This window comes from Geoalkalibacter sp. (genome assembly GCF_030604225.1).
Lineage (GTDB): Bacteria > Desulfobacterota > Desulfuromonadia > Desulfuromonadales > Geoalkalibacteraceae > Geoalkalibacter.
In genome coordinates, this window is record NZ_JAUVWH010000089.1 from 1 (window position 1) to 13,589 (window position 13,589).

Sequence of the window (13,589 nt, forward strand, 5' to 3'; positions counted from 1 at the left end):
GCGCGGTGCTGGAAGGGGCGAGCCTTCACGAGAGTCTGGCGGCGGCCGTCGCCGATTGCTCCCTGGTGCTGGGCACCACGCGGCGCTTCGGCAAGTACCGTGAGGATTTTCTGCACCCCGATGAGGCTGCCGAACTCTTTTTGCCGTTGACGGCCGCGGGACGGGTGGCCCTGGTGTTCGGGCGCGAGGATCGCGGCCTGCTCACCGCCGAGCTCGATCTCTGCCAGCGCTTCATCACCATTCCCACAAGTGACGAACTGCCGTCCATGAACCTTGCCCAGGCGGTGGCCCTGTGTCTTTACGACACGGCGCGCGCGGCCCGACGCGATGTCACGGCCGGACGGGTGCCGGGGCGACGCAGGCTGGCCGACGGCGCGGTGCTCGAGAACATGTTCGGACACATGCGCCAGACCTTGCTCGACATCGAATTTCTCAATCCGGACAACCCCGACCACATCCTGCGGACATTTCGGCGCATCTTCGGCCGTGCCGGACTCAACGAGCGCGAGGTGCGCATTTTGCGCGGACTGTGGAATCGCATCGACTGGATCGAGGAACGCCGCCGTTTTCTGGAGCGGGGAAAGGACGGGTGCGGGGGAGAATGATGGAAGAGCGTCCGCTGTTTTTTCACGAGATATTGGAAAATGGCCTGATTGTCGAGGTGCGCGACCTCAGCCGCCGCTATTTCGGCGACTATCACCGGGTGGTGCTGGAGGTCCTGATCCGTCTGCCGCTCCGGATGGAACTGCTCGCCGCCGCGCCCGATGCCGAGACGCTGCTGGCGGCGGCGCGAACGGCCTGGGGAGAAGAGGCGCGCAATGACACGCGCCTTGAGCGCATGGGCGTGGCCGGTGCCGATGTCGATTCAGTGCGGGGCGAACTCTGGACGTCCTTCGTGGCCCATGGTTTCGGCTATATCCAGCATCCCGAATATCCCGCCCGTTTGCTGCGGCGCCTGTTGGCCCAGCGTAAGACCAGTCGTCCGCACCTCAGGGTGTTGTCCTGATGGAAGGGCAGGTGCGCATCGAGGCCCTGGCCTTTGGCGGCAGCGGCCTGGGGCGGGTCGATGGGAAGGTGGTTTTCGTCCCCGGCGCCGTCCCCGGCGACGAGGTCAGGTATCGCGTGGTGCGGGACAAGAAGCACTTCGTTGAAGCGGAGCTCCTCGCGGTGCTGCGGCCGTCCGCCGAGCGGCGCGAAGCGCCCTGCCCGGTTTTTGGTCAATGCGGTGGCTGTCAGTGGCAGCAGTTGCCCTACGCGCGGCAGGTTTTCTGGAAGGAACGCATTTTCGCCGATTTTTTCACTCGCCAACTCGGCCTGGCGCCGGATGTCCTCGCGCCGCTGCTTCCCGCACCCGCTGAGTGGGGCTATCGCAGTCGCGCGCAGTTCAAATGCCGGCAAACCGCGGATGGATTCGTGATGGGTTTTTATCGCGGCGGCAGTCACTTTGTCATCGACGTCGCTCAATGTCCCATCGCCGCGCCCGTCATCAATCAGGCCCTGGCGCTGTTCCGCCGTTGGCTGCCCGCCGCGCCTGGTCCGCGGGAGATTCCCCAGGTCGATCTGGCGGTGGATGACGAGGGACGGGTGGCGGCGATCGTTCATTGCCTGGCGCCGGACATCCGGCCCCTGGCGGACTATCTGGCGCCCCTGGTCGCCGCAGCCGGAATCTCCCTCTATGTGCAGAGTGGACGCAAAAGCACCCTGCGCGCCGTGCATGATCCCGGTGATCTGCACATCCAGCCCCTTGCCGACCGTTCCTTGCGCCTGGCCTATGCCGTCGGCGGCTTTGCCCAGGTCAATCTGGAGCAAAACCGGCGCCTGGTTGCCGAAGTGCTGTCCGCGGCCGGCCCCGTGGATGGTCTGCGCATTCTGGACCTGTATTGCGGCATGGGCAATTTTTCCCTGCCCCTGGCCCAGGGCGGCGCCCAGGTGGTCGGCGTGGAGGATTTTCCTCCCGCCATCGAGCGGGCGCGGGGCAATGCCCAAGCCAACGGCCTGGGGGCTGCTTTTTGGTGCCGGCCCGTCGCCCAGGCTCTGGCGAATGAGCTGGCCGGGGAGCACTTCGACCTGGTGGTTCTCGATCCGCCGCGCGAGGGCGCCAAGGATGCCATGACCGCCCTCTTGCACCAGCGGCCCCGGCGCATCCTTTATGTTTCCTGCGATCCCGCCACCCTGGTGCGCGATTTGAAGCCGCTCATCCATAAGGGGTATCGCGTCACCGGGGCCAGGGGGATCGATCTTTTTCCGCAGACCTTTCACCTGGAAAGCCTCACCTGTCTGGAAGCCCAATTCTGAGCCCCGCCGCCGTCGCTCCTCGCGGCCCGCGGGGTGGGCAAATCCCTTAATTTTTCCCTTGCAATTTCAGAATTGCCGTGTTAGTAAACAGCTTCAGATTTAACCGTTCACTACAAAGTGGGCTTTTAGCTCACTTTTTTTATTTGTCCGGAGTCATTTTTCGTGAGCGACGTGTCCGTTGCCGATCGGGTCAGGGAACTGGCCCGGCCGATCATCAACGACCTGGGATTTGAACTGGTCGATCTTGAGTATAAACGTGAAGGGCAGGGCTGGATCCTGCGCTTTTTCATCGACAAGCCCGGCGGTGTGACCCTGGATGACTGCGCGCTCTTCAGTCGCGAGGTCAGTCTGGTGCTCGATGTTGAAGATTTCATTCATCAGGCCTATCATCTTGAGGTGAGCTCTCCGGGCCTGGATCGTCCGCTCAAGGAACCAGCCGACTTCGAGCGTTTCAAGGGCGAGCGGATCAAGGTCAAGACCTTTGAAAGGTTGGATCCCGACGGTCGCAATCACCTGCGCAAGACCTTTACCGGTGAACTCCTCGGCCTGGAAGAGGGCCGGGTTGTGCTGCGGCAGTTCGACAAGAAGGGGGGAGATGTCGCCATTCCCCTGGAAGCCGTCGCCAAGGCTCATCTGGATCCGGAATTCGATTTCTAGCCGGCGGCGATTGCCCCGGCTTCAACGCTTTTTGAGAAACCATAACGCGAAACAGCGCTCCTTCGAGGCGCTCTTCAGCACGCAAGACAGGGGGATGAGTTGATCAATCTCAACCACATCATCGATCAGGTCGTTAAGGACAAGGGTATCGAGCGTTCCATCCTCGTGGAAGCTCTGGAATCGGCCGTATTGTCCGCCGCCAATAAAAAGTATCGCAACACACGCGATCTCGAAGCTCACTACAACTCCGAGCAGGGTGAGGTCGAGCTGTTCGAGTTCGTCACCGTGGTGGAGGAAGTGCAGGATTCCTACAAGGAAATCGACCTTGAGGAAGCACGCGAAATCGATCCGGATGTGGAAGTCGGCGACTCCCTCGGCATGAAGCTCGATTCGGGAACCTTCAGCCGAATTGCCGCCCAGACCGCTACGCAGGTGATCCTCCTGATGGTGCGCGTGGCCGCGCGCGAATGGGTCTATAATGAGTTCAAGGATCGCATGGGTGAGCTGGTCAACGGCATCGTGCGGCGCTACGAGCGCGGCGATCTGATCGTCGATCTGGGGCGCGCCGAGGCGCTTCTGCCCCATCGCGAGCAGGTGCCCCGCGAAAGCTACCGGCAGGGCGACCGCGTGCGCGCCTACATCGCCGACGTCAAGCTCTCGCCCAAGGGGCCGCAGGTCATTCTTTCGCGCACCCATCCCGGCCTGGTGATGGAGCTGTTCCGCGTCGAAGTGCCCGAAATCAGCGAGGGTCTGGTGGAAATCAAGGCCTGCGCGCGCGAACCCGGAAGTCGCGCCAAGATCGCCGTGGTTTCCCATGACCATGACATCGATCCGGTCGGCGCGTGCGTCGGCATGCGCGGTTCCCGCGTGCAGAACGTGGTGTCCGAGTTGCGCGGCGAAAAAATCGACATCATTCCCTGGACTCCCGATATCGGCCGCTTTGCCTGCGCCGCCATCGCGCCGGCGGAAGTGTCGCGCGTTTACGTGGACAGCGATGAGAAGGCCCTGGAAATCATCGTGCCGGACGATCAGCTGTCCCTCGCCATCGGCAAGAAAGGCCAGAACGTGCGTTTGGCCGCTCGTCTCACCGGCTGGAAAATCGATATCAAGAGCGAATCCCGTGCCGCCGAAGCCCAGGCTCAGGAATTCGCCGAGACGGAAGAGGATGAGAGCGCCGATGAGTCTTTCTCCGTCGATGAAGAGACTGTCCTGTCGCCGGTAGATGCCGATGAAGCGGCGGCGGAGGATGAAGACCAGGCGTGAAGCCGGAAAAGGATGGTCCTCAGCGCACCTGTCTGGGCTGCCGTAAGGCCTTGGATAAAAACGACCTGGTTCGCTATGTCCTGTCGGCCGCGGGCGACGTCGTTGTGGACTTTCGGCAAAAACTGCCCGGTCGTGGCGCTTACACCTGCGTCTGTCGCGCCTGCGTGACGGATGCCGTGCGCCGCGACCAGTTCAGCCGTGCCTATCGCGGCAAGAATCGTCGCCCCGAAAGCGACACGCTAATCGCCCAGATCCATCGTCAATTGGGCGAGCGCGTCGAGGGCCTGCTCGGCATGGCGCGCAAGGCCGGCATGACCGTCGGCGGGAGCAACCTGACTCTCGCATCCATGGATCGACCCGGAGAGCTCGGCCTGGTGATTGTCGCCGGCGACATGTCCGAGGGCATTCTGGAAAAGATCAGGCGCAAGTGTCAGGCCACGGGCGTGCCCCTGCACACCTGGGGCGAGAAGGCATCCCTCGGGCGGCTCATGGGGCGCGACGAGCGCAGCGTCATCGGGGTGAAACAGGGAAAACTGGCAGAGGCCCTCTCGCGGGGGCTGGAGCGATACAAGCAATTCGTAGGGGAGATTTGATGGGAAAGACACGGGTTTTCGAATTGGCCAAGCAGATGGGGCTGGAAAGCAAGGAGCTGCTTGAAAAGCTTGAAGCAGCCGGCATTTCGGCGGCCAACCACATGAGCGTCCTGGAAGAGGATGATCTCAAAAAATTTGAAGCGGCCAACGCTCCCGCTGTCGCCCAGGTCGAAGAGGAGCGCGTCAAGCCCGGCATCATTCGCCGGCGACGTCGGGAGGTTGCCGTCGAAGCTCCGGAAGCTCCCGCCGAAGTCGCGGAGCCGGTCAGCGAAGCCCCTGTGATTCCCGCGGAGAAGCCCGCGGTTGCTCCCGCGGCCGAGAGCGCGCCCAAGGCGCCAGTTGTTGCTGGAGAGCCGCAAGAGGAAGCTCCCGCCGCCAGAATCGAGAAAGCCGAGGAACCGCCGAAGGCCTCCGCGACTCCGCCGGCAAGCGTCGTCGAAACCAAGGAAGTCGTGCCCCCGGCTCCGGCCGCCGAAACCGTTGCTCCTGTGGCGCCCGCCCAAGCCGCCAAGCCGGCTGCGCGCCCCGAGCGGCGCGAGGAAAAACCTGTTCCCGGCCGCGCCAAGGTTTTGGGACGTGTTGATCTGTCCAAACTCTCAGGCCCCCCCGGCCGCAGCGGCGAAGCCGCCCGTTCCGAGGATCCGGCCCGCCGCGAGCGTCCGCCGGTTCGCCGGGAAGGCCCTCCGGGCCGGCCCACGGGCGGGCGACCGACCTCCGAAGGCCGTCCCGCCGGTGAGGGTCGTCCGTCCGGCGAAGGCAGACCCTTCAGCGAAGGTCGTCCCGCTCCGTCCGGCCGCCCTTCGCCCGCCGGCCGACCGGCACCCACGGGCCGTCCGGCCCCTGCCGGCAAGGGTCGCCCGGTGTTTACTCCCGCGCCCGACGAGGTCTTCACGCCCAAGGAAGTCCGCGGCGGCAAGAAAAATAAAAAGGGACGCGGCTACGAGCCGGCCGCTGCCGAGGAGGGCGGTGATCGCGCCACTCGCAAGGGTCGCAATCTTGAGGTCTTCGAGCCCGAGCGCAGCGGCAAGATGCGCAAGCCCAAGAAGGGCGCCAAGCAGGTCAAGAAGACCGAAATCACCATTTCCAAGGCCATCAAACGGGTGATTCGCATCAGTGACAGCATCACCGTCGGCGAACTGGCCAAGCGCATGGGCATCAAGGCCAACGAAATTATTCGCGAGCTCATGCGCCAGGGCAGCATGGTCACCATCAATCATCCCCTCGATTTCGAGACCGCGGCCTTGCTGGCCTCCGAGTACAGCTACGAAATCGAGAACGTGGCCTTTGACGAGGCGACCATTCTCGACGCCGTGACGCCGATCAAGGAGGGTGAAGAGACCGTTCCCGAGGAACTTGAGGGTCGCCCGCCGGTGGTCACGGTCATGGGCCACGTCGACCACGGCAAGACCAGTCTGCTCGATGCCATCCGCACCACCAACGTGACGGCCGGGGAAGCGGGCGGCATCACCCAGCACATCGGCGCCTACTATGTCGAGTTGGATGGGCGCAAAATTACCTTCCTCGATACGCCGGGTCACGAAGCGTTTACCGCCATGCGCGCCCGCGGTGCCAAGGCGACCGACATCGTCGTGCTGGTGGTGGCGGCCGACGACGGGGTCATGCCCCAAACCAAGGAAGCGATCAATCATGCCAAGGCGGCGGGCGTACCCATCGTCGTGGCGATCAACAAGATCGACAAGCCCGATGCCAACCCCGAGCGGGTCAAGCAGGAGCTGACCGAGTTTGCCCTGGTGCCCGAGGAGTGGGGGGGCGAAACCATTTTCGCCGAGGTATCGGCCAAGCAGCGGCTCAACATCGATACGCTCCTTGAAATGGTGCTGCTGCAGGCCGAGGTTCTCGAACTCAAGGCCAGTCCCCAGAAACGCGGGCGCGGCATCATCGTCGAGGCACGTCTCGACAAGGGCCGCGGTCCCGTGGCCACCGTGCTGGTTCAGGACGGTACCCTGCGCATCGGCGATCCCATCGTCAGCGGTGTTCATTTCGGCCGCGTGCGCAGCATGGTCGATGATCGCGGCAACCGCGTGGATGAAGCGGGACCGTCCATGCCGGTGGAAGTGACCGGTCTGAGCGGCGTGCCCGACGCCGGCGACCTGCTCTACGCCGTCGAGGACGAGAAAAAAGCCAAGGACGTCGCTCAGCACCGGCAGCAGAAGGTGCGGGAGACGGAACTGGCCAAGACCAGCAAGATCTCCCTGGAGCAATTGTTCGCCAAGATCCAGGAAGGCGATGTCAAGGAACTCAAGGTGGTTATCAAGGGCGACGTGCAGGGTTCGGTGGAAGCCGTCAAGGACGCCTTGGTCAAGCTTTCCACAGATGCCTGCCGCCTGGTGGTCATTCACACCGGCGTCGGCGGGATCATCGAGAGCGACATCAATCTGGCGTCGGCCTCCGATGCCGTGGTCCTCGGCTTCAACGTCCGTCCCGAGCCCAAGGCGGCAACCCTCGCCGAGAACGAAGGCGTCGACATTCGCCTCTACAACATCATTTACGACGCCGTGGCCGATATCAAGAACGCCATGGAGGGTCTGCTCGCGCCGACCCTGAAGGAAAAGGGCCTGGGGCGCGCCGAGGTGCGGGAAACCTTCTCCGTGCCCAAGGTCGGCCTCATCGCCGGCTGCTATGTGCTCGACGGCAAGATCGTGCGCAACGCCAAGGCGCGCCTGGTGCGCGATAGCGTGGTGGTGTGGGAAGGCAAGCTGTCCTCCCTGCGGCGCTTCAAGGACGATGTGCGCGAGGTTGCCGCGGGCTATGAGTGCGGCATCAGCCTCGAGAACTTCAACGACCTCAAGGTCGGCGACATCATCGAAGCCTACGAGGTGGAAGCGATCAAGACACTGCTCTAGGCAGGTGCTCCATGGTTGTCGGCATCGCAAGATTCGACCTGGTGCTGCACGCGCCGCAGAATCTCAAGGAAAAGCGCGGCATCGTGCGCAAGATTCTCGGGCGCTGCCGCGAGCGTTTTCCCATTTCCGCGGCCGAGGTCGGCCATCAGGATCTCTGGCAGCGCGCGCAGATCGGAGTGGCCCTGGTAGCCCAGGATGCCGAGATGGTCGAGTCGGTATTGAGCCGCATGGAAGAGGAAATCGAGCGAATCGGCCTGGCCGAGGTTTGCGACCGGGAAAGCGAAATCGTTCATTTCTAGGAGTACTTTGTATTGGATTCTCAACGTTCACATCGGGTCGGCGATCAGATCCAGAAGGAAATTTCCACCCTTCTGGTCAAGGGATTGAAGGATCCGCGCATCGGTTTTGTCACCATCACCGCCGTGGAAGTGACCCCCGACCTGCATCTGGCGCGGGTCTTCTTTACCGTGATGGGCGATGACAAGGCGCGGCGCGAATCGGAAGCCGGGCTGAAAAGTTCCATCCCCTTCATCCGCCGGGAACTCGGCAAGCGCTTGCGCATGCGCTACACCCCGGATTTGTTGTTCGAATACGATACCTCGGTTGATTACGGCAGTCGCATCGACCATCTGCTTCAGGAAATCCAGGGTGAACAGGCTGATGATTCAGGCAATTCTGGCAAAGATTGACCAGGCGCGGCGCATTCTCGTCACTTCCCACTCCAGTCCCGACGGCGACGCCATCGCCTCGACCCTTGCACTGGCCAACGGCTTGCGGGAAATGGGCAAGGAGGTGGTGGCTTTCAATGCCGATCCCGTGCCGCAGAACCTGCGGTTCCTGCCGGGTGCCGAATCCATGGTCCATGATCTGCGGGATGTCGCGCCCTTCGATCTGGGCTTCTTGCTCGACGCCGGCGAGCTACGGCGCGCCGAGGCGCCGTTGCGTGAACTTTGCCGAAGCCTGATCAACATCGATCATCATCCCTATTCGGAACCCTTCGGCGAAATCAATTACGTCGATGAGAAGGCCAGCGCCACGGGCGCGCTGATTTATCGCCTGCTCAAGGCCGGCGATCACCCCATTTCGCCCGCGGTCGCGCTCTGTGTCTACACGGCCATCCTGAGCGATACCGGTTCCTTTCGCTATTCCAATGCCGATCCCGAAGCCTTTCGCATTGCCGCCGAAATGGTGGAGCAGGGCAGCATCAATCCCTGGGACGTGGCCGGCGGCCTTTACGAGAGTCAGGATGAAAAGCGCCTGCGCTTGCTGGCTCTGTCCCTGGCGACTCTGCAGGTTTCCTCCTGCGGCGCATTCGCCGCTCTGACCCTGACGGATGATATGATGCGCCAGACCGGCGCAAGCCACGAACATACCGATGGTTTCGTCAATTATCCCCGCTCCATTCGCGGTGTCGAAGTCGCTCTTCTGTTTCGGCAGACCGGCGCCGCCTCCTGGAAAGTCGGTTTTCGCTCCAAGGGGCGCGTCGATGTGGGCGCGCTGGCCCGGCAACTTGGTGGGGGCGGGCATCATAATGCCGCCGGCGCCGAGGTTCAGGGCAGCCTTGACGAGGTCCGCGCCCTGGTCTTCTCCCGCCTCAATATCGGAGCCCCGGTTCAGTAGTCCATGGATGGTTTACTGCTGATCGACAAGCCGCGCGGGATGACCTCCCACGATGTGGTGGCGCGCGTGCGGCGGATTTTGCGCACGCGCAGGGTGGGGCACGCCGGCACCCTCGATCCCCTGGCTACCGGTGTGCTCCTCGTGGCGGTGGGGCAGGGCACGCGGTTGGTCGAATTTCTCATGGAAGGCAACAAGACCTATCGCGCGACCCTCAAGCTCGGCGAGTTGACCGATACTCTCGATGCCGATGGCGAGATCATCGAACGTCGCCCCGTTCCCCCTCTCAGTGAAGGGCAGGTCGAGGCCGCCTGTCGGTCTTTTCTCGGCGAGATTTCTCAAGTCCCCCCCATGTACTCGGCGATCAAGAAAGGTGGCGTGCCTCTTTACCGATTGGCTCGCCAAGGGGTCGAGGTGGAACGGGCGGCGCGCACCGTGCGTATCGAGCGCATTGCCCTGCGGGCCCTGAACCTGCCTTTCATCGATCTGGAAGTCGACTGTTCCAAGGGAACCTACATTCGCAGCCTGGCCCAGGATCTCGGCGCCACCCTGGGTCCCGGCGCCCATCTGACCGCCCTTTGTCGCACCCGCTCGGGCAGTTTCAGCCTGGATGAGTGCCTCGCCCTTGAGAACCTTCAAGACACTGCGCGGCCCGGCGATTCGCCCGGTTTTCTGCCCATGGTCGACGTCCTGCGCGATTTCGCGCGCATCGAGGTTGGTGATGCGGGTTGCGCGCGCCTGGCGCAAGGCATACCTCCTCTGGAAGAACAGGTTGATGGTTTTTCCGCCGAGGCCGGCCAGGCGGTGGTCTTGGCGCGCGCGGGACGGCTTTTGGCCGTTGCCCGTTACGCTCCCCACCGCGCGATGGAAAAACGTGGAGATTTTGAGTTGTTAAGAGTTTTCCCCGAGGCCGCTGCGGCGTGATTAGCGCTTTACAGTTCCGGGGAACTTGTGGTAGAAAACCCTCACCCTCAGGTTGTACGATCCTGATCCCCTCAGGATGATTACGTAAAGCACCATTGAAAGGAGGTGGCACAGTGCTGGCCACGGAACGCAAACAGGAAATCATTCAACAGTTCAAAACCCATGAGAAGGACACCGGCTCACCCGAAGTCCAGATCGCTCTGCTTTCGCAGCGCATTACCTATCTGACCGAACATTTCAAGACCCACAAGAAGGATCACCATTCCCGTCGGGGTCTGCTGAAAATTGTCGGACAGAGACGGCGCCTGCTCGACTATCTCAAAAGCAAGGACGTCGAGCGGTACCGCAAGATCATCTCGGAACTCGGTATCCGCCGTTAATCGCGGGCAGCATGCCTTCCCCTTTGCCGGGAAGGGTGCTGCCTTCGCTTTTCGGTGACAAGGCATGACTGAGGAGGCTGACCGGAGAGAGCACCCGCCTAGGGCGGGTTTTGTCTCGGGCCATCCTCCTTTGGTCATTTCCGTGCGTTTACGGAAAAATCAGACTCCACCCGGAGTCAACCCATGCAAGGAGAACATAAATGGCTTATCACAAAGTTGAAATTCAGTTCAATGGTCAGCCCCTGACCATCGAAACCGGCAAAATGGCGCGTCAGGCCGATGGCGCCGTGGTCGTGACCTACGGCGAAACCAAGGTGTTGTGCACGGTGGTTTCGGCCAAGAAAATGCGCGAAGGGCAGGATTTCTTTCCCCTGACCGTCAATTACCAGGAAAAATTCTACGCGGCCGGCAAGATCCCCGGATCCTTCTTTCGCCGCGAGCGCGGCGCTTCCGAGCGCGAAACCCTGATCTGCCGTCTCATCGACCGCCCCATGCGGCCGCTGTTTCCCAAGGGTTATCTGTTCGAAACCCAGATCATGCCGACGGTCATTTCCGCCGACCTGATCAACGACCCCGACACCCTGGCCATCGTTGCCGCGTCGGCAGCCGTCGAAGTCTCCGACATTCCCTTCAACGGTCCCATCGCCGGCGTGCGCGTCGGTCGGGTGGAGGGTCGCCTGGTGGCCAATCCGACCCTGCAGCAGATGGCGGAGAGTGACCTCGACATCACCGTGGCCGGTTCCCGCGATGCGGTCATCATGGTCGAGGGCGAGGCCCATTTTCTCTCCGAGGAAGAGATGCTGGAAGCCATCTTCTTCGGCCATCAATCTCTCCAGCCCCTCATCGATGCGCAGATCCAACTGCGCGAACTGGTCGGCATCGCCAAGCGCGAATTCGTCTCGCCCAGCGTTGATCCCGCGCTTGAGGCGCGCGTCAACGAGCTGGCGGCGGACAAGATTCTCGCCGCCATGAAAATCCGCACCAAGCAGGAGCGCTACGCCGCCGTGGCCGATGCCAAGACCGCCGTCAAGGAGGCCCTCGCCGCCGACTTCCCCGAGCGTGAGGATGAGATCGCCACGCTGCTCGGCAAGGTGGAAAAGCGCGTGGTGCGGCGCATGATCATCGACGACAAGGTGCGCATCGACGGCCGCGACATGGTCACCGTGCGCCCCATTGCCTGCGAAGCCGGTCTGCTGCCCCGCGCCCACGGCAGCGCCTTGTTCACCCGCGGCGAAACCCAGGCCCTGGTGGCCGTGGCTCTCGGCACCTCGGTTGACGAGCAGCGCATGGACAACGTGCAGGGCATGGAATTCAAGAAGTTCCTGCTGCATTACAACTTTCCGCCGTTCTGCGTCGGCGAGACCAGCATGCGTCTGTTCCCCGGGCGTCGCGAGATCGGCCATGGCTACCTCGCCGAGCGCTCCGTGGCGAAAATCCTGCCCAAGCATGAGGATTTCCCCTACACCATCCGCATCGTCTCCGACATCCTCGAATCCAATGGTTCGTCCTCCATGGCCTCGGTGTGCGGCTCCTCCCTGGCCCTGATGGATGCCGGCATTCCGGTGAAGGAGCCGGTGGCGGGCATCGCCATGGGCCTCATCAAGGAAGGCGAGGATGTTGCGGTCCTCAGCGACATTCTCGGTGACGAGGACCACCTCGGCGACATGGACTTCAAGGTGACCGGCACCGCCAATGGCGTGACGGCCCTGCAGATGGACATCAAGATCACCGGCGTGACCAAGGAGATCATGAAGGTTGCCCTCGAGCAGGCGCGCGCCGGGCGTATCCACATCCTCGGCGAGATGGCCAAGGAACTCGCCAAGCCGCGCGCCGATCTCTCGCCTTACGCGCCGCGCATCACCACCATTCAGGTCAAATCCGATCAGGTGCGCACCGTCATCGGTACCGGCGGCAAGAACGTGCGCGCCATCATCGAGGCGACGGGTTGCGCCATCGACATTCAGGACGACGGCCGCATCCATATTGCCTCCGCCGACGGCGAGGCGGCCAAGCAGGCCATCAAGATGATTCGCGACCTGACCCAGGAGGCCGAAGTCGGCAAGCTCTATCTGGGCACCGTGCGCAAGGTCATGGAGTTCGGCGCCTTTGTCGAGATCTTCCCCGGCACCGACGGCCTGGTGCATGTCTCGGAACTGGCCAAGGAGCGGGTGCAGAAGGTCACCGACGTTCTCAACGAAGGCGATCAGGTGCTGGTCAAGTGCATCGGCATCGACAAGTCGGGCAAGATCAAGCTCTCGCGCAAGGAAGCCCTCGGCCAGAGCTTGCCGGAATAAGGCCTTTTGCCGATGGCCGGGGGGGAGGGGACTTTTCGCTTCCCTCGACCGGCTTGTCCCTGATGAATCGCGCGGGCCTTTGCTCGGGATGTGTCCCGGCAAAGGCCCGTTTTTTATAAGGTCTAAATTTTATGGATCACATCAGTATCGCGGTCCAAGTGCTGCGCCCCGAGGCCGTCATGCCGCGTTACATGTCCGATCTGGCGGCCGGCATGGATCTGCATGCCGCGCTCAAATGGCCCCTGACCTTAAAGCCCGGTGAGCGCGCCCTGGTACCGACGGGCTTGGCCATGGCCATTCCTCCCGGCTATGAAGGGCAGGTGCGGCCGCGTTCCGGCCTGGCCTTGAAACATGGGGTGAGCCTGGTCAATGCGCCCGGCACCATCGATGCCGACTATCGCGGAGAAATCGGCATCATCCTCATCAATTACGGTCAGGACGATTTCACCATCAAGCCGGGCGACCGCATCGCGCAGATGGTGATCGGCCGCGTGCTTCAGGCCCGCTTCCGTCAGGTCGATTCCCTGGAAGAGACCAGGCGGGGTTCCGGCGGGTTCGGCCACACCGGGTTTCGGGAGGAACTCGACCATTCGTAAAAAACGCTCCAGACCGTCTCCGCTCTGTGGTAAGCTATTGCAATTTTGATCCTTGGGCTTTCTTTTATCTTGGAGTGCCTGTCATGGTTCTTGCGATTAACCCCCA

14 protein-coding genes are annotated in these 13,589 nt (G+C 62.5%); all 14 read left to right on the plus strand.

Annotated features, from left to right (window positions below):
- The coding region (locus QAT43_RS10340) for an RNA methyltransferase (protein ID WP_305042993.1) at nucleotides 1-605 on the plus strand (605 nt) is incomplete at its 5' end.
- Nucleotides 602-1,006, plus strand: coding sequence for a hypothetical protein (locus QAT43_RS10345; RefSeq protein WP_305042994.1), 405 nt, complete (start codon nucleotides 602-604; stop codon nucleotides 1,004-1,006). The genes QAT43_RS10340 and QAT43_RS10345, both read left to right, overlap by 4 nt.
- Nucleotides 1,006-2,295 carry a class I SAM-dependent RNA methyltransferase gene (locus QAT43_RS10350; protein WP_305042995.1) on the plus strand — a complete coding sequence of 430 codons (1,290 nt, stop codon included), beginning with the start codon at nucleotides 1,006-1,008 and terminating at the stop codon, nucleotides 2,293-2,295. Before QAT43_RS10345 ends, QAT43_RS10350 begins: the two co-directional genes overlap by 1 nt.
- Nucleotides 2,296-2,457: 162 nt before the next feature.
- Nucleotides 2,458-2,952 (plus strand): ribosome maturation factor RimP, encoded by a 495-nt coding sequence (gene rimP, locus QAT43_RS10355; RefSeq protein ID WP_305042996.1) that lies wholly within the window; start codon nucleotides 2,458-2,460, stop codon nucleotides 2,950-2,952.
- Nucleotides 2,953-3,051: 99 nt separating this feature from the next.
- The gene (gene nusA, locus QAT43_RS10360) at nucleotides 3,052-4,215 is read left to right on the plus strand and encodes a transcription termination factor NusA (protein WP_305042997.1); all 1,164 of its coding nucleotides are present in this window, start codon (nucleotides 3,052-3,054) and stop codon (nucleotides 4,213-4,215) included.
- Nucleotides 4,212-4,808 (plus strand): DUF448 domain-containing protein, encoded by a 597-nt coding sequence (locus tag QAT43_RS10365; protein ID WP_305042998.1) that lies wholly within the window; start codon nucleotides 4,212-4,214, stop codon nucleotides 4,806-4,808. Before nusA ends, QAT43_RS10365 begins: the two co-directional genes overlap by 4 nt.
- Nucleotides 4,808-7,672 (plus strand): translation initiation factor IF-2, encoded by a 2,865-nt coding sequence (infB, locus tag QAT43_RS10370; protein ID WP_305042999.1) that lies wholly within the window; start codon nucleotides 4,808-4,810, stop codon nucleotides 7,670-7,672. The genes QAT43_RS10365 and infB overlap by 1 nt, the downstream gene beginning before the upstream one ends.
- 11 nt (nucleotides 7,673-7,683) lie before the next feature.
- Nucleotides 7,684-7,971, plus strand: a complete 288-nt coding sequence (locus QAT43_RS10375; protein WP_305043000.1) for a DUF503 domain-containing protein — start codon at nucleotides 7,684-7,686, stop codon at nucleotides 7,969-7,971.
- A 12-nt stretch (nucleotides 7,972-7,983) separates the two neighbouring features.
- The gene (locus QAT43_RS10380; protein WP_305043001.1) at nucleotides 7,984-8,361 is read left to right on the plus strand and encodes a ribosome-binding factor A; all 378 of its coding nucleotides are present in this window, start codon (nucleotides 7,984-7,986) and stop codon (nucleotides 8,359-8,361) included.
- Complete coding sequence (locus QAT43_RS10385) at nucleotides 8,333-9,292, plus strand: DHH family phosphoesterase (protein ID WP_305043002.1); 960 nt, start codon at nucleotides 8,333-8,335, stop codon at nucleotides 9,290-9,292. Before QAT43_RS10380 ends, QAT43_RS10385 begins: the two co-directional genes overlap by 29 nt.
- Nucleotides 9,293-9,295: 3 nt before the next feature.
- Nucleotides 9,296-10,213 carry a tRNA pseudouridine(55) synthase TruB gene (gene truB, locus QAT43_RS10390; RefSeq protein WP_305043003.1) on the plus strand — a complete coding sequence of 306 codons (918 nt, stop codon included), beginning with the start codon at nucleotides 9,296-9,298 and terminating at the stop codon, nucleotides 10,211-10,213.
- A gap of 113 nt (nucleotides 10,214-10,326) precedes the next feature.
- A complete protein-coding gene (rpsO, locus tag QAT43_RS10395; RefSeq protein ID WP_305043004.1) occupies nucleotides 10,327-10,593 on the plus strand; it encodes a 30S ribosomal protein S15 in 267 nt (88 codons plus the stop codon).
- Between the two features lie 200 nt (nucleotides 10,594-10,793).
- Entirely contained in the window at nucleotides 10,794-12,887 is a 2,094-nt protein-coding gene (gene pnp, locus QAT43_RS10400; protein ID WP_305043005.1) for a polyribonucleotide nucleotidyltransferase, read from the plus strand.
- Between the two features lie 131 nt (nucleotides 12,888-13,018).
- Nucleotides 13,019-13,483, plus strand: coding sequence for a dUTP diphosphatase (dut, locus tag QAT43_RS10405; protein ID WP_305043006.1), 465 nt, complete (start codon nucleotides 13,019-13,021; stop codon nucleotides 13,481-13,483).
- The last annotated feature ends 106 nt before the right edge of the window (nucleotides 13,484-13,589 follow it).